Annotated in this window: 20 protein-coding genes and 1 pseudogene; 6 read left to right on the plus strand and 15 right to left on the minus strand. The window is 37.8% G+C overall.

What is annotated here, in order from left to right:
- Window positions 1–65: 65 nt before the first annotated feature.
- The 7 genes from A6755_RS27975 to A6755_RS17650 all read right to left on the minus strand — a co-directional run bounded on the left by A6755_RS27975 (window position 66) and on the right by A6755_RS17650 (window position 9,183).
- Entirely contained in the window at window positions 66–200 is a 135-nt protein-coding gene (locus tag A6755_RS27975; protein ID WP_284108767.1) for a hypothetical protein, read from the minus strand.
- Between the two features lie 116 nt (window positions 201–316).
- On the minus strand, window positions 317–469 hold the full coding sequence (locus A6755_RS27160; RefSeq protein ID WP_174878737.1) for a hypothetical protein: 153 nt from the start codon (window positions 467–469) through the stop codon (window positions 317–319).
- Window positions 470–570: 101 nt separating this feature from the next.
- Window positions 571–969: an MBL fold metallo-hydrolase gene (locus tag A6755_RS27695; protein WP_347876809.1), complete on the minus strand. Its 399-nt coding sequence runs from the start codon at window positions 967–969 to the stop codon at window positions 571–573.
- Between the two features lie 901 nt (window positions 970–1,870).
- Entirely contained in the window at window positions 1,871–3,154 is a 1,284-nt protein-coding gene (locus A6755_RS17635; protein ID WP_063591509.1) for a DUF4365 domain-containing protein, read from the minus strand.
- 721 nt (window positions 3,155–3,875) lie between these two features.
- Window positions 3,876–4,694, minus strand: a complete 819-nt coding sequence (locus A6755_RS17640) for an ABC transporter ATP-binding protein (RefSeq protein WP_063591510.1) — start codon at window positions 4,692–4,694, stop codon at window positions 3,876–3,878.
- 771 nt (window positions 4,695–5,465) lie between these two features.
- A complete protein-coding gene (locus A6755_RS17645; RefSeq protein WP_063591511.1) occupies window positions 5,466–6,917 on the minus strand; it encodes a GntP family permease in 1,452 nt (483 codons plus the stop codon).
- Window positions 6,918–7,194: 277 nt separating this feature from the next.
- Complete coding sequence (locus tag A6755_RS17650; protein WP_063591512.1) at window positions 7,195–9,183, minus strand: YjhG/YagF family D-xylonate dehydratase; 1,989 nt, start codon at window positions 9,181–9,183, stop codon at window positions 7,195–7,197.
- 651 nt (window positions 9,184–9,834) lie between these two features.
- Here A6755_RS17650 and A6755_RS17655 point away from each other — a divergent pair.
- From A6755_RS17655 to A6755_RS28325, 5 genes are all read left to right on the plus strand, one after another.
- The gene (locus tag A6755_RS17655) at window positions 9,835–10,602 is read left to right on the plus strand and encodes an IclR family transcriptional regulator (RefSeq protein ID WP_063591513.1); all 768 of its coding nucleotides are present in this window, start codon (window positions 9,835–9,837) and stop codon (window positions 10,600–10,602) included.
- A gap of 73 nt (window positions 10,603–10,675) precedes the next feature.
- On the plus strand, window positions 10,676–11,569 hold the full coding sequence (locus tag A6755_RS17660; protein WP_063591514.1) for a fumarylacetoacetate hydrolase family protein: 894 nt from the start codon (window positions 10,676–10,678) through the stop codon (window positions 11,567–11,569).
- A 171-nt stretch (window positions 11,570–11,740) separates the two neighbouring features.
- Window positions 11,741–13,207, plus strand: coding sequence for an alpha-ketoglutaric semialdehyde dehydrogenase GucD (gene gucD / locus A6755_RS17665; protein ID WP_063591515.1), 1,467 nt, complete (start codon window positions 11,741–11,743; stop codon window positions 13,205–13,207).
- A 291-nt stretch (window positions 13,208–13,498) separates the two neighbouring features.
- Window positions 13,499–13,822 (plus strand): tyrosine-type recombinase/integrase, encoded by a 324-nt coding sequence (locus tag A6755_RS28320; RefSeq protein WP_174878738.1) that lies wholly within the window; start codon window positions 13,499–13,501, stop codon window positions 13,820–13,822.
- The gene (locus A6755_RS28325; protein ID WP_174878739.1) at window positions 13,752–13,907 is read left to right on the plus strand and encodes a tyrosine-type recombinase/integrase; all 156 of its coding nucleotides are present in this window, start codon (window positions 13,752–13,754) and stop codon (window positions 13,905–13,907) included. The genes A6755_RS28320 and A6755_RS28325 overlap by 71 nt, the downstream gene beginning before the upstream one ends.
- A gap of 739 nt (window positions 13,908–14,646) precedes the next feature.
- Here the strand turns inward: A6755_RS28325 and A6755_RS17670 are convergent.
- From A6755_RS17670 to A6755_RS17690, 7 genes are all read right to left on the minus strand, one after another.
- Window positions 14,647–15,930, minus strand: a complete 1,284-nt coding sequence (locus A6755_RS17670) for a hypothetical protein (protein WP_063591516.1) — start codon at window positions 15,928–15,930, stop codon at window positions 14,647–14,649.
- A complete protein-coding gene (locus A6755_RS17675; protein ID WP_063591517.1) occupies window positions 15,852–16,988 on the minus strand; it encodes an endo-1,4-beta-xylanase in 1,137 nt (378 codons plus the stop codon). Before A6755_RS17675 ends, A6755_RS17670 begins: the two co-directional genes overlap by 79 nt.
- Before the next feature lie 983 nt (window positions 16,989–17,971).
- Entirely contained in the window at window positions 17,972–18,145 is a 174-nt protein-coding gene (locus A6755_RS27700; RefSeq protein ID WP_244889688.1) for a hypothetical protein, read from the minus strand.
- Window positions 18,060–18,272, minus strand: coding sequence for a type II toxin-antitoxin system death-on-curing family toxin (locus A6755_RS27705; RefSeq protein ID WP_347876810.1), 213 nt, complete (start codon window positions 18,270–18,272; stop codon window positions 18,060–18,062). Before A6755_RS27705 ends, A6755_RS27700 begins: the two co-directional genes overlap by 86 nt.
- A 230-nt stretch (window positions 18,273–18,502) precedes the next feature.
- Complete coding sequence (locus tag A6755_RS17680) at window positions 18,503–19,612, minus strand: Ger(x)C family spore germination protein (RefSeq protein WP_063591518.1); 1,110 nt, start codon at window positions 19,610–19,612, stop codon at window positions 18,503–18,505.
- A complete protein-coding gene (locus A6755_RS17685; RefSeq protein ID WP_063591519.1) occupies window positions 19,609–20,709 on the minus strand; it encodes a GerAB/ArcD/ProY family transporter in 1,101 nt (366 codons plus the stop codon). Before A6755_RS17685 ends, A6755_RS17680 begins: the two co-directional genes overlap by 4 nt.
- Window positions 20,710–20,719: 10 nt before the next feature.
- A complete protein-coding gene (locus A6755_RS17690; protein ID WP_063591520.1) occupies window positions 20,720–22,294 on the minus strand; it encodes a spore germination protein in 1,575 nt (524 codons plus the stop codon).
- A gap of 64 nt (window positions 22,295–22,358) precedes the next feature.
- Here A6755_RS17690 and A6755_RS17695 point away from each other — a divergent pair.
- Window positions 22,359–22,661, plus strand: a pseudogene (locus A6755_RS17695) (tyrosine-type recombinase/integrase); the annotation flags it as partial.
- Window positions 22,662–23,414: 753 nt separating this feature from the next.
- Here A6755_RS17695 and A6755_RS17700 read toward each other — a convergent pair.
- Window positions 23,415–24,365, minus strand: coding sequence for a sugar phosphate isomerase/epimerase family protein (locus A6755_RS17700; RefSeq protein WP_063591522.1), 951 nt, complete (start codon window positions 24,363–24,365; stop codon window positions 23,415–23,417).
- Between the last annotated feature and the right edge of the window lie 35 nt (window positions 24,366–24,400).

The following is a 24,400-nucleotide window of genomic DNA, read 5'->3' on the forward strand; positions in this document are numbered from 1 at the left end:
GCAAGGGGTTGGCCTTACGGGGTCAACTCCTTTTTCATTGGTATCTTAGAGATTATGCCGCCCATTCATAAACTATCATGGTCGTATGAACGGTTAAACATAATGACTAAACCCGTTTTGGATGTATCGGAAACGGGTTTTACAACATCAATCAAAGGCATTATAAGGCCCTTCAATGATTTAGTTGCAATTAATGCCAAATTTCTTTCTCCATTTCCTTATTAATTTCCCCTTGTAATTCAAGATAATCTAGATAACCAATAATTTCAGACATAATATTGAAAAACTGCTTTTCATACTTTTCTTTATATCGTAATTAGGCAATTCCACTTACGGTTGAAATTCCGGATTTAATAATGCTTATGTATTTGTTGGCTTTTTCATCAATCTCTTTTATTCTTTCTTTTAATAAATCAACAGGATTTTCTATGATCATACCGTGACCTGAAAAAACGAGTTCAACATTCAAAGAAGAACATTTCTCTAATGACTGCTTTTGTTGGACCAAGGATTTTGTACGGATCCCATCATAATCTGGTTCAATGAAGGCATCGCTAGGAATATTTTCAATTAATAAATCTCCAGCAAATAGCCATTACACTCTTTGCCATAAAAGGCAACCTGGTCTGGAGCGTGCCCTGGGATTTCCAAAATATTAAAGCCAAAAAGTTGGTTATTGATAATTTCGTGGATTTCGCTATGGATTTTTTTATCCTCACCTAGAATAATAGGATTGCGTAAATTAACCACTTGTTTATCCCCGATTTCCCCACATCCCATCTCCTTGTATAGTTTTCTGAAAAACTCTATTCTCATTTTCGTATAGTCTTTATCTCTTTTCAGTACAAGTATGGCATTTGGATGAGCGTATACAGGAATGGAATGCGTAGAAACAATTCGGTTGACTAAACCAATATGGTCCAGATGAATTGTTATATTAACCTCTACTGAAGATGCTGAAGTGTCAATTTTACCTCATCTGTATCAAGTGTATTCGCCGGACTTTTCTTTTGCGAAAACATCAGAGGATGAATTTAATGCAACTATCTTCGGCATCAATTAAGAACAAAAATAAGTAATGGGACTGGTTCCATTAAATTTATCAAAGCAAGAACCAACTTCTCTCTATCTACGAATGGAGATAGGTTCCAGAGATATGGAATGAACCCAGCAAGAATTATTTATCCAACTGGACAAGAAACTGCTTATGCATTTTAATTAGAAACTAGGAAGGAGGGGATACCTTCCTTTTTCTTATTTCAAATACAAATAAATATCTGTGGTATAACCATATGTGATTATTGAGGAAACAAATTACTAACATTTTCACAATATGTTACTCCGCAATCTGGCCCTTTAACGGAGGAACTTATTGTCACTCATCCGTTCCTTAATTGATCTTTTAAAAATACCCCTTTAGATAACCATATCCAAGGGGTAAAACGTTGCATCTTTTTTATAAACGGCACGACTTATTTAAAAGCTACAGAAAGAACACTTTCGTGAATAAGATTAAATGAAAAAGAGAAGATTTTCTGAGGTGGGAAGCTATAAATTTATTCCTGAGTTTTACTTCAAGGCGGGTTCTGGGAATTCACCTCGTCTAAAAATGTCACCATGCGGGGGAGAGGCACCCCTACCTCTCATAATTTTTTAGTGATCACTTTTGAGTTGAGCTATAAAGGCTAACTGGGGTATAAACTCAAGGATATGTTACGAACCTGGAGAATTCAAAAGGTTGAAGCCCTTTGTGTGAGCTGAGTACAGTCTTTGTAGGACTCAGGAGGTAGAAACTACTGTTCAGACGCTCTTAGGAAGATTGCTAAGTGAATGGATAACGCTGTAGATTAAAAAGAATTTTCTGGTCATTTTAATGTCCTTCAACTTTCCCCAATTCATAATTGAGAACAAGTAATTGCTCATATAGCTCACGTTCTCTAGACTCCACGAAATATTTATTATTCATATTTGGCTTTATTTCTGACACAAAGTTAGATAATTCAGTGTAACTATCCATTAATGCATTATTTAAGTCTTTACATTCATAAGGTGTGTAACCTTCATCAGAAAGTGATATATACATATCATCAATTTCTTTCGAGTTTTCTTCTATAAAGGTATTGAAGCTGTTATTTTCATTACTATAAATCAGCCTATTAATCTCAAGAAATACTGAGTTGATATAATTTATAAAGGGAAGCATTTTTTCAAAGTATTCTCTTTTGGAAATGGAATTATATTTTATATTGTCGTTCAGCGTTCTATAATCTTCATACCATTTTACTCTAATATTTTCTTCCACTATCTCCGTATCAAATCTGTCTTTAAAAACAATAAACTCATCTTTAATGTCATTAACCCATTCAGTTCTACAAAATGGGAGACCATGATTTAGGTGAACAATATCATCATAAAAATAAAGCCATATGTAATCAGGGGTATCATTTAAAGTAATACCTTTAAAAATTTTTTTATTGAAGTTGTTCTCATAAATTTTATTATTTATCTTTCTGACTAGTTCAATCATAGAATCCTTCGAGGTGGCAAAAGAACGTTCTACGTATATACGAGCACTTAATCTACGCTTTTGTAGGGTTGAGTTATCTTGCTCTTCCAAGATTGTATAATAATATTCACTTGTATTCTGCTTTCTTAACTGCTGAATAATGTTAACCCCATGAGTTGCAATACTTTCTATTTCTGAATAGAAGTTAACCTCTTTTTCAACTTTATTGGAAATTGGAATTCTAATTCTGACAGTCTTGCTGTTTGCCCTCCACATTGAATTGTCATTCTCCAGCACAGTTGAAATGTACTGCTGAGTCCATAGCCAAAAAGCTCTTTCAATTTCCACATCATATACAATGATAGCCACTGGAATATCACAAACATCACAAAAGTTTAAAAACTTAACAGGGCAATCAAAGAGAACTGAATCACCATCAATTTTTAGGTTTGTTGTAGCTTTTAATTGAACTTTAAGTAATTTAGCTGTTGTTTCCCTCTCCTCGGTGAAAACCTCTATTTCCCCATCTATATCGTTATCGTTTTCTTGTTCTCTGTACTTCCAACCATTCCTAATGATAACTCCTTCTACAAAGTGTTTAGATAAATCTTCATAATGCTTGTTTAAATCATTAAGTGAACGTTTCAAGCACTTCAGCCCCCTTTATATTTTTAATTAAATTATACACTTTATTAGGAAACATAAATAAAAAAGCCAGATCCCTAAGGAACCTGTTCATTAATCTTCACCTAGGCAGCTTCTCCTCAACAAGTGCCTTCCGAAGTCTTTCAAACTGTTTAGGATACTTCTCAAGTGTAACTGCACTTGACTAGGGTAAATGATGGGGCCACCCCTCTTTCCAACCGCGCCATCTAGGCTTTAGTAAAGAAATACACGAAAGCCTTTAAGTCCAATAATTCCAAGTCCCTACACAAAATTAGGCAAACCTATGGGACGAATATAATGGACCAATCAGGAGATATTCATTTGTTGATGACTCAACTTGGTCATAATTCAACCACAACGGCTGTACTATATACAAACCCTGGGCAGGAGAAGTCTAAAAAGGCCGCAAAACAGATGGGAGAGAGAAGAACAAATTATCGTGAAAAGAATTTAAAAAGGAGAAGATTTCTAATCTTCTCCTTTTTAGTTTGAGAGCACATAACAATGCCAAGTATAGTATAGTACTCCCTTATAGAGACACCTACCATTCTACATAATGGGCTACATTAAGATGTCCTAACGACTATTATTATGCCCTCACTAAATCCAGTTATTTAATTAGGCCTCCAATGGAAAGGAGTCTATATTCATCTTGTAGTTTTACCATTACGAATGCTTAACTTTACTCTTCAGCATACTAGGTTTATTTTTTCTCAGAAAATAACAGGGATTTAATCCGGATCCAGGGACGCTCATTCTCCCATTCTACTTTGACTGGGACACAAAAGGTCTTTTCCAATAATGATTCGGTTAATACTTCCCTCTTTTCTCCTTTATCCATAACGTTCCCCGAATTGATTAACATAGCATGGGTTATAGATGGTACGATTTCTTCAATATGATGTGTAACATATAAAATGGTTGGGCCGTTCGGTGCAGCAGTCATATCTTCAATAGATGCTAACAGCTCTTCTTTAGAGTAAATATCCAGTCCATTGCAAGGCTCATCTAAGATTAATAATTGCGGTGAAGACATGAGGGCCCTTGCAATCATTACTTTTCTTTTTTCACCTTGAGAGAGTGTGTGGATAAATTGGTTAGACAAAAGTTTGATTCTGAATTGGTCAAGTAATGCTTTTGCTTTCTTCACATCATCCTCTGTAAATTCGTCATATAATCCAATTGAAGCAAATTTTCCGCTTAAAACTACTTCAAGTGCTGTATCATTTGGGCGAGACTGATATTCCTGATCTAATGAGGAACTGACCCAGCCGATGGATTTCCGCAGTTCAGGAATATTCGTTTTCCCAAAAAGATTTCCTAAAACGGACACTTCACCACTATTCGGCCATTGATAACCTGTAATCATTTTTAAAAGAGATGTCTTCCCTGATCCATTTAGTCCTAGAAGTGCCCAATGTTCCCCTTTTTGGACCTCCCATGAAACCCCATTCAATAACAGCTTTCCATTTCGCTTCCAGGTAATATTTTTAAGTGAAATGATGCTTTTCGTTCGACTCACTTTTTCGCCTCCTTAAGGTATTAAAGCCTTTTACAAACGGTTTTCCCATGTCCAAAATTTTTAAAGTGTTTGCTTGGTCCCTTGCTATGTTAGTAGACAATAACCAATGTCCCCTAGCAATCAAGGTTAGTGTAAAAACCAAATTAACTGAATAATGTAATTATATTAAAATTTTAACGTTTTGTAATTTTTTCCTTAGCATTGTTTTGATTTTTTTTATTTTTTTGTTGATCCCCTTCACCCAAGGGGTAAAACTAGTAGACATATATATCATGTATATCCCAACCTAGTCAGAAAGCAAAGACACGTAAATAGCTAAAAAAAAGAAAGAAATGGTGGTAAATGAAATACAAAACAATAAATGAAGATTTAATTCTTATATTTATTGGGGGCGCTTATGTTTGGTTATTGGAATTATGGCACCTTCTCACCGTAAAGATGAAATTCTGTCATGTCTGTGAAGCATTTTGATTTGGCATTGTTGCCTTAAGGCACGCTCGAGAATATTGGACGCTACGAAATTACCAAAACGTTCATTGATATAGTACGGACAAACTGACCCTTTTTTCTCCAAATCGATGTCTTTTAAAAAAAACACCCTCTTAAGGCGTGATCCTCCGGCAAGTAAGTTTGCTCTCCCCTATTCTACCTTCAATAACAGATTGTTGAAGGACCTGCAACAGACACTTTCATCCATACATTATAAAAAAAAGAGAAGTTGATTATCTACATAATAGTAGGTTATCAACTTCCGTCCCCTCGTTTACGGTTTTATGCCTTTATATCCCCCAAAGCGTTTCTTTTATCCTTAGATCGGTCAAACATACTGAAATATATTGCTACTATACTAATGAGAATTATTACTCCTCCAGAGATAATTAAGGATGCATCTAATAATAAAATAAACCCTAATCCCGCTACAGAAGTAATAGTGGAAAGTATTGTCCATGTTAAAAACGTTTCCTTCATGCTTAACCCAAAATATTCTTTAATCATCCAAAATCCTGCATCATTAACATGCGAGCAAATTGAGCTGCCTGCCCCAGTTGCAAGAGTTACTAAGGCTAAATTAACATCGTATTGAGCCAACATTGGAATTACTAATCCTGCAGTGGACATAGCTGCAACTGTGGCTGATCCTAAAGATAACCGTAATATCGCAGCAACTAACCAAGCAAGTATGATCGGTGACATTGAAGTTCCTGTAAATAATTCCGCTACATAATCCCCTACACCACCATCAATCAGTACTTGCTTGAAAGCACCGCCACCTCCAATAATTAATAGCATCATACCAATTGCAGCAATTGATGACGTACAAGAATCCATCACTTCTTTTATTGGAGTATTTCTTGCTATTCCCATTGTATAGAATGCAAGAATTAAAGATATCAACATTGCAGAAGAAGGGTTTCCTATAAGACGAACAATTTCTAATAATGTATTCCCTTCAAATCCAATTGATTTTTGAATCATATCAACAATTGTAGATATAGCCATTAATAAAACGGGGAACATTGCAGTCAATACACTTATACCGAAAGCTGGTGTTTCTTCAAGCTGGAATGTTTTTTGTTCGCCTAAAGAAGCTATATTACCTGTTTTGTTGAATGCATCAGGTACAATCTTTTTAGCCACCTTAGTATATAGAGGGCCTGCTATAATGACGGTTGGTATTGCGACAATAATACCGTAAAGTAAAACTAATCCAATATCTGCACCATATTCACCAGCTATTACTGTTGGCCCTGGATGTGGAGGTAAGAAACTATGAGTTGCTAATAAGGCTGCAGCCATAGGAATACCTAGGTGCAAAATAGAAACTCTTAATTCTTTCGCAATTGAAAATACAATTGGAATCAATAAAACTAACCCTACTTCGAAAAATAGTGCTATACCCACAATAAACGAAGCAGCTACAACAGCCCACTGAATTCTTTTTTCTCCAAATTTATTAATTAAGGTCATTGCAATACGCTGGGCTCCCCCTGCATCAGCAATTAACCTACCAAGCATTGCACCAAGTCCAAATATTAAAGCTATATGACCAAGTGTACCTCCTAACCCACCTTCAATCGATGCAACAACATTTTCAAGCGGCATTCCCAGGGCTAAAGATACAATAAAAGATACAATAATTAATGAAACAAATGTATTTAATTTGAATCCAGTAATCAAAATTAGCAACAGGATAATCCCAATCGCTACAATAAGTAATGGCATATTAAACCTCCAAAAAAATAATTAAAATATTTCTATTTGCTCAACTTACAAAAAGACCGAACCTATATTTTAATTAGTAAGTAACTCTAGGATGCTTATGCTATTTTGTTTACTAGTCATAAAGTGTAGATATTTGAAAAAACGAAATATAGTAATCGCTTTCATTTGAAGCAATTACAAAATTTAGCGTGCACTACTATTTAATAAAATGGGATAATAAACGATTAAGTTTAAAAAGTAAGGTCTTAAGTGTGCTTTAAAGCTGCGCAATTATAGATTAATTTTGAACTAGTGTTTTTTCTTCACCTAATGCTTTTACTCCCGCATTTAGAACTTCAATAATTCGATCTGTATCATAGATATTTCCGCGCCAGGTTCCTCCACTTACTGATTGAAGCGCAGCCCATAAACGAGTATCATCTGGAAGACCAGGATCCGGTTTGAGGTCTGGATGAAGGTCACGTTCTTTCAAGACTTTAGTTGCCTTTTCTAAAGAAAATCTTTCATTCTCAGTTCCAACAAAATTAACGGAACCCACTAACTGATTGCGGTCAACAATGATTTCAATAACGTCTCCATCACGCAATTTCCCAATTGCTCCCCCAGCCAATGCCTCAGGTCCAATATGTCCAATGCATGCGCCAGTAGAAACACCCGAAAAACGCGCATCTGTAATCAGGGAGACATATTTGCCAAAAGACAAATGTTTTAATGCCGATGTTAGTTGATATGTTTCCTCCATCCCGGTTCCTGAAGGACCACCGCCCATAACAACCATTATATCTCCTGCTTCAATACCCCCTGTTTTAATAGCTTTTATAGCTGTCTTTTCTGAAGTGAAGACTTTAGCTTTTCCTGTATGTCGATACACTCCGTCTTCTCCTACTACAGATGAATCAATGGAGGTTGATTTTATTACTGATCCTTCAGGAGCAATATTTCCTTTCGGGAATGTAACAGTAGAAGTTAGACCTTTTTCTTTTGCTTTGACTGGATCCATGATAATATCATCAGGATTAATTCCATCAATTTCCAACAATTGTTTTTTCATCATTGTACGTCTTTCTGATTTTTCCCACCAATCGAGGTTTGCACCAAGGGTTTCTCCAGTAACGGTTAGTACATCTTCATACAACACACCTAATTTTCTTAGATGAAGCATAACCTCTGGAACCCCACCTGCTAGGAATACTTTAACGGTTGTGTGACCAACAGGACCATTTGGTAGTACATCGACTAAGCGAGGAACTTTCTTATTGATTCTAGTCCAATCTTCAACAGTGGGTATCTTACAATTAGCTGCATGAGCAATTGCTGGGATATGAAGTAATAAATTTGTTGAACCTCCGAAAGCTGCGTGAATCACCATAGCATTTTCTATCGCTTTATCCGTAACAATATCTTTGGTATAGATCTTTTTCTTCTCCAACTCTAAAGCTGCACGTGCTGATTGCCTAGCCATCTCCATCCATATTGGCTGACCTGAAGGTGCCAGTGCCGAGTGAGGTAAGGCCATTCCAATAGCTTCAGCAACTACTTGGGAGGTGCCAGCTGTACCAAGAAATTGACATCCTCCTCCCGGTGTAGCACAAGCACGACATCCGAGATCAGCAGCTTCTTGTAAAGTAATTTCGTTGTTTGCGTATCTTGCCCCAATTGTTTGAATCTTTCCTGCGTCTTCTCCATTTGTAGGTGGAAGAGTAACACCTCCAGGGACAATGACAGTTGGCAAGTTGTGCATTGACGCTAGAGCTACCATCATGGCTGGAAGACCTTTATCACACGTAGCTACCCCAATAATTGCACGACGCGTAGGCAATGATCGAATTAATCTTCGATAAACTATAGCTGCATCGTTTCGAAAAGGAAGGGAATCAAACATACCGGTAGTTCCTTGAGAACGACCATCACATGGATCACTTACGAATCCTGCAAAAGGAACCCCTCCTTGTCTACTAATCTCTTCAGCTGACGCCTTCATTAATAAACCTATTTCCCAATGGCCAGTATGATACCCTAACGCAATTGGAGTACCATCATGATTCCTAATTCCACCTTGAGTACCGAGGATTAGAACTTGTTTTCCAAGGAGGTTTGAAGGTGCCCATCCCATTCCAACATTTTGGGATAATCCAAAAAGGTCACCACTTGGTGAATCTAGCAACATTTCTGATGTAAGTGGGAGTGAACCATCTGCCCCTTTTGAATGAGTTTGAACTTTGTAAAAAGATACATCCTCTTCGCCAAATATCGATTGTAATGACATATGTATTCCTCCGTTAATAAGATTTTTTTATTTCAAAAAAAGAAATATAATTATGTTGCTCACATAATTAACTGCTAATTTTTGACCTATATTTATTGCAATTACTATCATGCTTCCTACTGCTATTTGGATTTTTATAATCTGAAATATTGAATATTCTTAGGACTGTTTATCTTGTATACTCTCTATAAAAACCTCTCCTTTAGTTTTATAATATAAAACGCAGTTCATCTATATTGAACTTTGGTTGCCATTTAAAATAATCACATTTTTTCTGAAAAGTCAATCAACTTTCCAAAGCTAATTATAGAGTAGGATTTCATGTTTTTTACAATAAACCTCTTATTTTACTCATATGTACGTAAGGAATCTAAAACAACAGAGGGTATAATTCTAAAAAAATACTAGTTTTTGTACAAGATATTAACTCCTATTAATCTTACGTAGATAATTGTATGACTTAATAACTTCGCTTTGTAGAATGAGAATGATAAATGAATTCTTTATAATTTTTCTTTGGATAAAGGAGGAAATCCATGTATTTAATTATGTTTCTTGACATTTTTAGAAAACTAGTATTATATTTGAATTGTAAGAATGTTTGTAATAGTAAAAACAGGTTTTATAATTTAAAACAAGTAGGTGAAATCCATGCCTGTTATTCAATCGGTAGATCGTGCTCTTCGTATTCTTGATTTGTTTGACGAACATACAGCAGAATTGAAAATAACAGATATAAGTAATCAGTTAGGACTTCATAAGAGCACTGTTCATTCTTTATTGAAAACGCTTTTAAATCACGGCTATATCAGTCAAAATCCTGAGAATGGGAAGTATGGTTTGGGAATGAAGCTCTTTGAAAGAGGAAACTATGTTATTCAGTCTTTAGACGTTAGAGAATTATCAAAAAAATACTTAATGGATTTATCGGTAAAAACCGGACAGACTGCCCACTTGGTTATACTAGACGGCAAAGAGGGAGTTTATATTGATAAAGTTGAAGGCCCTATGGCTGTTATTCTTTATTCAAAAATAGGGAAAAGAATTCCACTACACTGCTCCGCTGTTGGTAAAGCTTTAATAGCTTTTAAAGATCAGGAAGAAATTAAAAAAATTCTAAATGAATATGTCTATTTTAAACAAACTGAATATACCATTACAGGTGAATCTGAATTTTTGCGTGAGCTTCAACAAGTTCAATCTCAAGGGTACGCAGTTGATAATCAGGAAAACGAGCCAGGTGTTCGCTGTATTGCAGCACCTATTCGAAATCATGAGAATAAAGTTATTGCAGCTATTAGCCTTTCTACACTTATAGCTCGTATAGATGAGGCTCAGCTAGAAACTTTTATTGAACAACTGGAACAGGCGGCTTTCCAATTATCAGAACAAATGGGAAATGGGATACCAATTTCATAGAGATGGTTCCCTTCTCTTTTGTCTATATATGAAAACCCAGTTTTATAATATAAAACATTAGGAGGCTATTTTTATGCGTATTATCCGATATTTAAATGAGCATTCAAAAGCAACTCTAGCAGCTGTTACAAATGAGGGAAAAGTATACCCTCTTCCTCAAGAAGGATTGATTGAATTAATCCAACAGGCAAACGAACAAAATGTTTCTCCCCTCTCTTTTATAGAATTTACTATTTCCAAGTCAAAGCCTATTCCATACTCTGTAGAAGATTTATCGTTACTTGTTCCTATTGAAGCTGAAGAAGTATGGGCTTCCGGTGTTACATATGAGCGTAGTCGCGATGCACGTAATTATGAAGCAACAGGTGGAAAGTTTGATGCAACTACTTTCTATGACAAGATATATGAGGCTGAACGGCCAGAAATTTTCTTTAAGTCTACGGCTGCTCGTACGGTTGGTCCAGGACAGGACGTTTACATACGCAGTGATTCTAATTGGCAAATTCCTGAGCCAGAAGTGGGCATTGTTATTAATCGTGATGGTGAAATCCTTGGATATACGATTGGAAATGATATGAGTTGTCGTGACATTGAAGGAGAGAACCCTCTTTATCTACCACAAGCAAAAATGTGGAAAAATTCTTGTTCCATTGGACCGGCAATTATCCTTGCAGAGTCCGTGGAAGATCCCTACAATTTTGACATCACATGCCGAATCTACCGCAATGACGAGCTTAAAGTAGAGGGAAAAGCGAATACTAGCCAGTTAAAAAGAAAATTTGATGAATTAATATCTTTCCTCATACGCGACAACGAAATTTTTGACGGTACTGTATTATTGACTGGTACATGTATAATTCCACCAAATGACTTTACCTTATTAGATGGCGATGAGATTGAAATTGAAGTCTCTAATATTGGTGTCTTGAAAAATAGTGTAAAGTTACCAAAGCACATATTGGTTTGAGTAAAACCGATAACACACTAATCATGCAGAAAAATACTCATTGAATTCTAGGAAAAACACTAGTTAACGAGAGTTCTCCTACTAAACCATAAAATTAACTTCAATAAGGACTTTGGCATTCAATGTTTCAGGATTAAGCAAACTGTTTCAAGGAATATGGGGGTATATAAGGTGAACGTAAAAACTGACGTAAAAACGTATTTAAACTATATCAATGGTAAATGGGTAACTGCTTCTATTCAAAAGGTTGATACTAGTATCAATCCAGCCAATCGTCATGAAATCATCGGTTATGTACAACAGTCTGAAAAAGGAGATTTAGATAACGCTGTTCTTGCTGCGAAGGATGCTCAAGTTTTCTGGGGGAAGCTATCTGGTGCTGCCCGTGGAGAGTATTTGTATAAGGTCGCAAATGCACTCGAGCAACGTATTGATGAAATTGCGGAAACGATGACTCGTGAAATGGGAAAAACATTTCTGGAAGCAAAAGGGGAAACAGCTAGAGGTGTCGCTATCCTTCGTTATTATGCAGGAGAAGGAATGAGAAAAATAGGCGATGTGATTCCCTCATCGGATTCTGAAGCACTGATGTTCACTACTCGTGCTCCCCTTGGAGTTGTAGGCGTTATCACACCTTGGAATTTCCCAGTGGCAATCCCCATCTGGAAAATAGCGCCGGCACTCATCTATGGAAATACTGTTATTCTTAAACCAGCTCAAGAAGCCGCAGTAACCGCAGCCAAAGTAATAGAATGCTTTGACGAGGCAAGGCTTCCAATGGGTACTATTAATATGGTGACAGGCACTGGGTCTGTCATTGGTCAGGAGATTACTAACCACCCGGATATTAATGGAATTACATTCACAGGATCTGATGCGGTTGGTAAATTAATTGGGCTAGGAGCTCTAAAGCGTGGTGCTAAGTATCAGTTAGAAATGGGTGGGAAGAATCCTGTCATTGTAGCCAATGACGCCGATTTAGAAGAGGCAGTAGAAGCAACTATTAGTGGAGGCCTCCGTTCTACGGGACAGAAATGTACAGCTACAAGTCGTGTAATCGTACAAAGTAAAGTTTACGAGCAGTTCAAAAATAAACTTATTGAAAAGATAAAGGAAATAAAAATTGGGAATGGTTTAAAAGAAGATATATGGATGGGGCCATGTGCAAGTGAGAACCAGTTGAATACAGTACTTTCTTACGTAAAGCAAGGAATTGAAGAGGGCGCGACATTGATTTATGGCGGTAAACGTTTGGAGGAAGATGAATTAGTCAATGGATTCTTTATGGAACCTACTGTCTTTGAAAATGTAAGTAATAGAATGTCTATTGCCCAAGAGGAAATTTTCGGACCAGTGCTTGCCCTTATCAAAGTTGAGACTTTAGAAGAAGCATTACAAATTGCAAACGACGTGAAATTTGGGCTAAGTGCTTCTATTTTCACTAAAAATATTGGTCACATGCTTTCTTTTATTAATGAGATGGATGCTGGTCTCGTACGTATTAATGCTGAATCTGCTGGAGTTGAACTCCAAGCCCCATTCGGGGGAATGAAACAATCTAGCTCCCACTCTCGTGAGCAAGGAGAAGCTGCAATTGAGTTTTTCACTTCTATTAAAACCGTATTTGTAAAGCCATAAATGGATTTTTTAGAAGAATATATACCAGATATGTTTTAGCTAATAATTATGTTCTCATGAAATAAACCTTATAAGAACTAACCCTCAAAAACTTATAATTGATACTTAAAAAGTGCATAAAAGCTATAGCTTTTATGCACTTTTTATAGTAGAGAACAGAACAAAGCTTGATAAATCAAGGATGTATAAAAACCTCCATAAATAAAAAAATAAGGCGCATAAGTATTAATAAATTCATCCCCTTTATATTCATTCCCTTCCAATATTATTGAATTAATAGAATTAAAGGGTGTGAATTCAGAAAAAGAATATTCCCTCTTCTTAGGCAGCGGCATCCGGGTGAATGAGTTATCCAATTTAAGGTTACGAGACTTAGATTTTGAGGAAAAACAGATACACGTTTTACGTAAGGGTGGTAAAAAGGATGTAGTGGCAGTCTCTCCTCCATCTATGCAGGACATAAAAGATTACCTAGCTGTGCGAACGGAACGTTATAGGGGCTCAAACGATGATACGGACTATGTATTCTTGACTAGGGTGAATGATGGGGCCCCCCCCCCCCCTTTCCAACCGCGCCATCGAGGCTCTAGTAAAGAAATACACGAAGGCATTTAAGATCAATAAATCGATGTCCCCACACAAACTTAGGCATACCTATGGGACGAATTTAATGGAACAGTCAGGGGCATTCATCTACTGATGCCTCAACTTGGTCATACTTCAACTACAACGGCTGCCCTCTAAACAAACCCTGAGCAGGAGAAGGCTAAAAAGGCTGCGAAACTGCTGGGAGAGAAAAGAACCAATTATCTTGAAAAGGATTAAAAAAAGGAGAACAACGGATTAGGCTTCATATAGCATAAATAGAACTTATATTACCATTTACTGCTTGGCCAAGATTATCAAGAATCTTAGTGCTGCCGAAAATTTTATAGTTCATTGGAGCATAAGATACGTACCCATGCTTCGTCGGGTATCCTTTGGTGTTTTGATTGGCTTAAAGTCCTCATGATTGGTGTATCAATGAAACCTTTCTTGTAGCAATATCTAATGAAGGCTCGCATAGTACGTATACCAATATTGACTGTCATAGGAGCTTATCTAATTATAATGAGTTCGTGACGAAAATGTGCCCAATATTTATGACCCTCTAAGGGCAGACTAGCGGAATAAACTGCTATCTATCATAGCAGCTTATTTGATATTCTTATGGGAATGAGCAGGATGGAACCCAAGAAAAATAAAAGTAGCCCATAGGACTACTTTTACTTTTTGCTAACAATAAACCTTCTGGAGTTGATTGAATAACACCACTGTTTTTTTGAAATGCTTTAAAAGAGAGTTTGGCAATAAAAGGAGGTCATTTTTTATTGTGGACCTTCAATAGGCTGTTGCACTTTGTTTTGCTGTGCTGCGTGTTGCTGTTCAGCTTCTTGCTGCTACTCGTTCATAATATAGCATTTACGAATCTTGTTGTTGCCCTTAGTGTCCACATAAACCTTATATGGTCCCACCTGATAAACGTCTGCCGCGTTATTCCTGATTAGTACCTCTTCAATGAAAGGCTCCGCCGAATCATCGGAGTATTCTTCCGTAATGGTAACTGTCAGTCGTTTTTGATTACCATTGAGTTTCTTTACCGTAGCTGTTGGCGTCGCGCTGACGACAGTGACTACCGGGAGAATTACCACGCCAAGTATTTTGGAACCATCATACACTACGACTGCATAATTCGCGCCGGCGTCAACATCGCTGCCTTTAACGCTGATCACCGCTTTGCCGTTTGCGAATATCGAGGAAGCGACTGAAACGCCGTCCTTTTTCAACACCGCTTTGGAACCGTCAGGTACATCCGCCGTAATGGGGATATTGGCGTCACGCTCACTCACGATACGCTCCACCGGGTCGAGGCTTATTTCTGCGCCCAGACTCGTTAAGTCTTCATACGAATAGTCGGACACGTACTCATACAGCTTAACACGGCTAGCAGCTGCATAGTCCTCCAGAGGGGCCGTGCCTCCTTGGCCGACAAAACCGTTTTCGCTTCCGTGCAGCGCATAAGTGTAATTGTTTGAACCAGTATGGGAAAATAGCGTCGTCTCGCCGGTATCGGGGTCTATACCCGTGTTAAACCATACCGCTCGATCTAATGCACTATCTCCAATAGTTGTGTCTGTGCGTAATGGAGCCGTCATGTCGCTGCTCAAATCCCGCCACAAAATAGAGGGGGCCACAAGGCCACCGTGAACCAGACTTAACATCGTGTATCCAGTGTAACCATTCGCCCTTGTGTATGGTCCCGGATCGGGGCTGGTACTCTCATTAAAGATAAGTCTCGTATTGTCCTGGATCAGCTCCGGCGCTACAATAATGTCGTCAACTATGGTGACAGGCGTCCCCGCAAGCCCTCGTTTGGCGTTTGTAACACCGCCGGTCGCCGGGACAGATGTCACGTTCCTATTGGTCAGAGCCAGACCTGAGTTGGCGGATACAACGATATAAGTCTTACCGGATTTGATAGTTTTGGCCAATCTCCAAAAATTTTCCGGGACAGTGAAGTCTGTAACACGCGCCTGATTAATCGGAGCCCAGTTCTGATCCCACAGAGACTTCTTTAATTTCAATGTTTTCAAATGATCATCGTCTATACTACTATCTGTATTAATAGTGAGCTTACCACCTGTATGTTTTGGTAAGGGCTGGAATTCATTACTGTTAAGCATTGCCAGTTTACCGTCGTCTCGATTATAGAACTCCTGAAACAGTTTGAATTGGGTTTCACCGTCGCTGAAGCGGATATTGACGGATGAGCGGAAGCCCGTATGCTGATCTCACACCCGGTTTCACTATAGACCTTTAAAACTTCCTCTAAATTATCTACATTGAGTCGGAGGTTGTAATGCCCCTGTATCCCGATACCCTCGATCAGTTTCCTTCCGTTTACCTCAGGGTGCTCATTCGCGTATCTTTCGTTGAGCTCGTTGACCATTGAGGCAATCGCGATTGCCTTGTTGGCAAGTTCCTCGTCGTTAAAGTCATTGTAATACAGAATTGCGTCCGGGGCGGCCTCACGCGCAAACAGGAAGGCATCATAGATATAATCCCACCCGTTTCCGCCGTTAGCGTAAGCTTCAAACCATCTGGACGGCCGTTCCGTTGGTTGAATGCCGGAGCGAAGCGCGTTCCGCCAATCGGTCGGATTTTCCGGATTATCCCTCATTGCTTCATTAACAACATCCCAGGTGTTGAGCTTATAAGGACCCTGACTATAGTGTCCGGCGATTGTAGAAATATACCTTTTCAAGCTGGCCCTTGCCTCGGTATAATTCTGATCACTTTGCGGCCAGCCAGCTGACTGATTATGCCACGCCAAGGCATGTCCAATCGTATAGAAACCGTCGGCTTTGACTTGAGTTAACATGTTGTCGGCTGATGTGAATGACGGATCTCGAGTTGGGTTGGACCATATGGAGTCCGGCTTCGTAGCGTTTTCGGGCGTCAGCGCGTTATAGTGGAACTTCATAAAATCATACTTTGCTGCATTCGTTAAGTCGGCCGGGCTAACAGTATTGCCGATAAGAAAATGGTCCTTGTAGACTTCTTTCAGCGACACAACCTCTTTCGCTGAGGTTCCCGGAGCCTTCCCATTGACAACCTCTGCCGCTGAAGCATTGATGACCGGCAATACGGTAGTGGGAAAAGAACTCAAGGTAAAAACCAAAGCTAAAAAATATGTCAGTAGGTTTCTAGCTTTTTTCTTAAAAAAAGTCATTCCTTTCATAACTTTGATCCCTTCTTTTTTGTTATTTGGTGTTTGATGGTACATCACTAATAGATACAATAATTCATTCCGATAGTTCCATCATAATTTGGATTTATACGAATACTCTGGTTGATTATATATACAAATACACCATGAACCACTTACATTCTTGTACTCATGCATACACTCTCTAAAAAGATATTTCTGCATATCCGTATTTACCTCCCTTCTGGTTTACGTAGTGTCAAAATACTAAATGAATTTTGACTAATACCTTTATTTCTCTGGCTTTCACCAGTTGTTTCTAACCTCCACCCGTAACGGCTGCAAATCTTTCAAGCTGCATACTTTATGGGTGTTTCATTGTGTGAAAGGTGTTTTATTCCTTTGTGGTCTCCAGCTCTAAGTGGTGTTGTTTTGAGCCTTTAGGGTGCTATTTTCCCTGTCTTGTCCAATGCAAGCATCAAGTCCCTACATGACATGTCCTTTGTCTTTCCATCATTAGCCACCACTTTACCATTCGTGAGTTCAGGCACACTAGACTTTTACAAATACAGTTTTAATAGAGGTAAAAATTCAAAAGCGGCCTCCTCCTCTTAAGTTTTGTGACCGCTTTCATTCGGCTGAAACCCATTGTTTTATATTATAAATTTTCAGGATTTTTCTTTTTAAGAGAATAATTGTTTTATAATATAAAACTGTGTTTTTTATTAATGAACTATCTGCTTTCAATACTAGCTCAGTGTCCAATTTGTGTCAATATTATTTACTGAATCTTTCGATTATTCAATTAATTGTTATTCTAGAATTATTTATTCTGATTTGGGGCTTATTTAATTTGATAATAATCACTTATTGTATTCCAAAACTTAGCATAAATTTGCTGCATATCTCCATCTTTATTTTTATAAAACCAACCTTCGGTAAAGAGCCAATTAGCTTATATCCTGCATGAATCTCAAACTCTTTTTATAAAAACTGTATATTCTCTTGGATGATTCTTACGATAGTTTAAAATCATACTTATGGTTGACGACGTCTACAACAAAATCTTGCTCCATTGATAATGATTGATCTTCAGAAACATAATTAGGGAAGCAAGTCTGTCCTCTTGTTTGCGTTGTGGAACGCATGACTTTTTGAAATGGATTCGAATAAGGCTGCAGCCTTTTCATGAACATCATTCTCGAAAACAGTTTGTCTAGGTCTGTTCACTGCAGAATCAAGGAGACCTGGATCTTTCACCCCGATTTGTTCAGTAGGAGAATAAACTTTTATTTTAATGGCATTGATAGCAATAATTTGATTAGTGGAAAGATAGAACTGGAAACGTAATAGTCAAGCTATTTCCGACTTTATTTAATTTCCTAATGGCCATTATTCATTCCTCCTTCAAAAGAAAGTTATCATTGTAATCTGGAATCTGTTATTTTTGATTACACAAAAAAAGCTTGCAGATTTAATCCCTAAAAGGGACCTTATCCTAGAAACCGGGATCGGTTCTCAGGATCCCCATTATGAAAGCTTTTGTCCTATTGATGATTCGATGTTCCTATGCCCTTAATTTTTGTTTTTACATGTATGTTTATTTTTGATTTTGCCAGAGTGTTCCCCCAGTTTTCTTCTACTTTTTTCCACTCTTGATAAGTGTAGGCTCTTGCATACAGGCCAAGCCCTAAAGGATCAATTTGAGACTTTTGTATTTTTTGAATTAATTGATTGGTTTCATTCTCAAGCTCATTTGTAATGCTTTTTTCAAGCTTTGCATAATCTTTTTGGACATCGAATGGAAAGAGTTGTTCGGATATCGAGATTTGTAAATCTACATTAATATCAAATACAAAGCGTCCATTGAACTTTACTTTCTTCTTTACTTTCAAATCTGAAATGGAGAAGCTGATGTATGGTTTGCCTTTACTGGCGGATTCCATAGAAACCGGAATAGTTATGGAATAATCACCTTTTTTTTTACCTTCTAAAATATTTAATAATTGATTTTCTTCAGGTGTTATTGTTATTTTATACTGGCCGGACTGAGCTAGCAGTGCGGAGCCTGTTAGCTCGATTCTTTTTTTCTTTTTGATTTGGGTGATCCACGCCGTTCTCCCTTTGTCCTCCATTTGGCTGTGAAAATCCTGTAGGGTCGTTTCTTTCACAATATTCCTCTTGGCGGCAGCATCAATTAAACTTGTTAAATATAGAGATAGTCGTGGTTTATCTGCTGGTTTATTGAATATAACCTCTGCAACAGATCCATCTACAGCGACAACACGCGCGGTTACTGTATTTTTAGGATCTCTGAAGAAAGGATCGAGATAGTCAAACCAATCCTTCTTTTTAAGCAATCGTTTTCCCACCAAAAACAATTGCGTTTTACTTCCTGATGTTAATCCTATTACCCTCGCATCAAATTTTTCTCTTGAATGTCGGAGGGTATATGATTTAACTTCATACACTTCTTCCTTATCTTTTGCCTCTTTACTAAATATCGGGCTTGACATATACACTAATAAATTATCCTCTTCATCTAAATCGAGGCCTAAAATAAGTGAGACGCTAACTTCCTCTATTGGTGTAGCATCCATACACCCAGAGAGTATCATTACAAGGATTAAAAGACACACTCCTATTTTTCGGCTCATGAAAATCTCCTCCGTGAAAATTTCTCATATCCCCAACTGTAAATCCATAAAAAAACGGGAAACACATATGCTACCGCAATCCCGGCATTCGAAGCCCATTTTTGCCAGGTTGTTACTTGCATCCATGTTGGTTGAACAAAAAATGTGCCTATGACGAGTAAACCTAACAAAACGGGCACATATAAACTATGATCCTGCTTATTCATTAATTGACTGAAACTAAAGACCGTACAGTACATGTACAAGATCCAGGATCTTGAGGAAAAAAGGATCAAAATATTCAATATAACCACGTCAAGACGCTCAATAAACGGGAATTCAATCACTTTGAGCATACTTAGGACAGGCTGATTAAAATCGGTAATGCTATCCGGACTAAAGAACACAAAACAGCTAATGGTTACAAAGAGATAAAAGAACATCGATAAGGTGTTGGCAATAATAATTCCATGAATGGCATATTGCTTTTTCTTTAAGAAAGGATAAAAGAAAAAGACAAGCTCAAACCCTAGGAACGAATAAATGACCGGCGGCAGGGTAGCTGAAATTGACTTCCAACCAACTTTAAACAATGGAAGTAAATTCAAGAAACTTCCATCTTTTAATGGAAACAAAAGAACTACCGGGAGCCACATCGTCATATAGAAAATCAATTCATTATATCTTCCAATAACACGGAGACCATTCCTGACTATAAATAATACCGGGATTGAAAATAACATTACAATTAAGTAATCAGGTGTATTGGGAAGAAACCATGCTTTTATATAAAGAAAAGTGTTAATAAATATGATCAAAGAAAAGCTTAAAGTGTATCCAAGAATAATGAAAATAGCCACTTTACCTAGTATTTTTCCGAAAAATCGGATAAGAAGATCGTAAAGCGTGTCATTTGGGAACTTCTTAGCCGTTTTCACCATAATAATACTGGAAGCAACACTTAATATCCAACCAATGATGATGCCCATCCAGCCGTCTGTTCCACCCTTTTCAGCAACAACTCTAGGAAGCGACAAAAAACCGACCCCCATTTGGGTCCCAACAATTAAAAAAATATATTGCAGGATGGTGATTTCATTATGAGTGTATTTTTTCATTTTCCTCACCTTATCTTTTAGGCTTTCCCTGACGATTGGATTGAATTGTCCTTACACTTTTTGGTCTTGTAATCATTTTCCATAAAGGAAAACGAATAAATGAGTCCTTCATATCAGCAAACCGGAAAGGAGCTAATGGGCTTGCATACGGAGTTCCCAGCGATTCAAGACTAATTAAATGCGCAATCAACGTCATGGCACCAATCATGATTCCGGTACTTCCAAACATGACTGCTAATAACATCATTGGAAATCGCAGCATTCGGATAGCCGTCCCCATGTCATAACTTGGAATGATAAATGAGCCGATTGCCGTTGCAGAAACGATAATCACCATAATATTGCTTACTATACCTGCCTGAACAGCTGCCTGTCCGATCACAATTCCTCCCACAATACCAACCGTTTGGCCTATTGGAGCCGGAAGACGAACGCCTGCTTCTCTCATCATTTCAATGGTAACCTCCATCAGGAGTGCTTCTATGATTGGCGGAAAGGGCACAACCACCCGTGATTCGGCTATGGATAAAAAAAGCTTTAACGGAATGACTTCATAATTATAGGATATAATGGCTACATATGTTGAAGGTAGAAATAATGTGATCATAAAAGCGAAAAAGCGCAGCAACCGTATCAATGATGCAGCTAACCAGCGTGTGCTGTAATCATCAATACTCTGAAGAAAAGACATTACTGTTACCGGAGCAATTAAAACAGATGGCGAACGATCGACGATAACGGCAAATCGACCTTGAAGAATTTGTGAAGCTGCTGCGTCCGGCCTCTCGGTTAATATAAACTGAGGAAACGGGGAATATGGGTTATCTTCAATGAGTTCAGATAGTTCACCAGTATTAATTATCACGTCCATTTGAATTTGTTTGATTCTGTCTTCAAGTTCCTGCAGTACTTCTTCACTAGCAACATCTCCCAAATAAACGATAAAGACCTTTGACTTTCCGCGAACACCGACTGTAAGTTCCTTTATGATCAATTCTCGGTTAGGAATATACCTTCGCAACATTGCTACATTCTGACTTCCGGTCTCTACAAATCCCTGGTGGGCACCTTTCAGTGATGTTTCTAACTTCGGATCATCAATCGCTCTTTGAGGCCATCCTTTTGTATCCAAAAGAAATGCTTTAGTTTCCCCTTGGATGAATAAGGCACTGTCACCTGCAAAAAGTGCATGTTCAATGGATATCCATGAATGGACGTCTTCAACATCCCCTACAGTTGTAGGCAATCCCTTCTTTGGGTCGAAAGAGGATTGCATCAGGGCACTTAGAACGTTATTGCTTATTGAATTTTTATCTGTTAAACCATCTACGTATACTAGAACTGCCTTTGTTCCCTTTCCGGCGAATTCGAAGTGGCGAATCACCAAATCCGGAGCATGGTGAAACATCTGTTGAAGTACTTGTATATTCATCGATAAATCAGGATACAGCGGAAAATGATCTATCGAACTAAGTTTTTCTGAATAAACATTTTGGTTTGTTTGCTGGTATTTTGAATAACGTTTCCTTTTAAATAAACCGGAGAAAAAAATATGAAACGCCCCCCTTTCTCTCAGATTTATCATTTCTCGTCTAAGAAAAAATATACTCTATGCTGTAAAATTAGACTAAGATGCTGCAGAAGGAGACGACCCGCTCTTTACGACCAATACCGGCCGTGCCAACTCTACCTCTTATTTGTCTCAATACATCACAAAAGCCATTAAAGAGAGTGGATTTCTTTTTTTGAAGTTTCGTTCCTCTTCCATTGGTCCTCATACATTCAGGCATGCTTTCGCCATCATTTCTCACTTAAATGGAGTTGATGTCTATCAGATTTTGAAGAGTCTGGGCCACGAGCAGCTATCCACTACAGAAATTTATTTGGAAAAGGGTTTCGAAAAAGAACGCCATGCGATTCATTTGTGGAAAATAGATGTGTTTGGGGAGTAATAAATAGAAGTAAGTCGTCCTATTCAAAGTTTTTGCTGAATTTTCGGACTCTAATTGACTTAAAAGACCCATTTCTAAAATGGTTTAAAGATTGAAGATATGAAAAAAGGTCGAGATTTAATAAAAGATATTTCCACACCTACATCTAATTCATGTATGTTTACTTACCTCCCTCTTTTTTAGAATACCTTAGATAGGCATGACGAAGGAATGATAGGGCATGGGAGGGAAAGCCTCCAGGGCGGCGTGGAGAATGCGTGCAGTATATGTAATAGTATGGGATTTTTAACAGATCCCCTATTTCATTCTGCCCTCATCTTATCAAAACGGTACTATCTCTTTCGTAAATCTAAAGTATCTTTGAGCCCCTCAATCCCAGATTCTTTTGTAGCTGTAGCTTTTTAAATTTATAATATTCCATTAGGAGCCGGACTTTTTATTGAAAAAAACTAGGGAAATAAGTTGAAAATATCTTGAGATTATTCACTTGTCGCTGCTGAGCTTGGCTCCAGAATTGCTCATGAATACCATCATTTCCTGTTAACCCTCCACTTATAACAGGCTACTATATGAAGTAAAAGATTAGAGGATACAGTATGTACTGTATCCCCTTTTTAATTCCCTTATTAAATTAACCTGCCCCTTTAGTCCCATAAGAAAGTGTTGCGTATCAACCCTATTGTTAAACTCAAGCACTCTTCTGCAAAATAAATAGGGAGATTATTCCCGAAAGAACCCCTCCCTGTTTTTTATTTAGCGGCAGTATTTATCCCTTAAAGCAAGTGCATATCTAACCGATTGCTCTGCACCTTTTTCTTGATCCTCAATCATTTGTTCTAGAAGTTCTGCTGGCGGATAATAGTAATCCAATGGTTTAATTACATTTAAATCATAAGGAGATTGTTCCACCTTAAATGCTCCTTCGCCTACTGCAAAGACTCCGCCTGTACCAGGCTCTCTCTTAAAATGGATGGCATATGGGAAGCACATTTCAACGTTGATTCTAGTCAACATTGAATTCTCAATCAATATTTTAAAAGATTCTTCCAAATCGATATTCCCAGTCCCAGCAGGTACGCCACATACCCTGTAATCTTCGCCATCATGGACGATAATATGATCCTTAAAATGCGTTGTAAAGGCATATGGTGCTAATTTTCTTACAGCTTCAACCGGGTCCTCCCATGCCATCATTGCATTCCCGAAATCACAATGAGCACCAACCCAAGGGCTGTTGATTTCCTTAATGATTTGAATCACTTCATCCGTTAACTCTTCCTCGTGATTTTCAACAGCAAGCTTGATTCTATATTTCTTTAATAATGGTACAATTTGTTTAATGTCTTCAGGAGCTCTTCTCAATCTGTCTTGATCATATTCTCCCATGCAGGTATACGTACGAATGACATCCGCTCCAATTCTATGCGCGGCCACAATGACCTCAGTTAGATGTTTCGGATCGGTTCCATTTGTATCGATTTCAGCGAAAAATCCATACTTTTGAATTTCTTTTTTCACCTTGTCTAAGTATTCTGGTTCAAATGATTCTAACGTACCACTTCCTGGTAACTCTGGCCATGGAACAATATTGATCATGACTCCATCTAATCCCAATTCGGCTGTTTTTCTGATAAAACCGAAAATATCCATTCGACCTGTAATAAACTGCAAGTGAAAGCTTTCTGTCTCTAATCCAATTTTCATGTCTTACACTCCCTTATGTCAATTTATCTTTTGAT

The organism is Peribacillus frigoritolerans (genome assembly GCF_001636405.1).
GTDB classification, from domain to species: domain Bacteria; phylum Bacillota; class Bacilli; order Bacillales; family DSM-1321; genus Peribacillus; species Peribacillus frigoritolerans.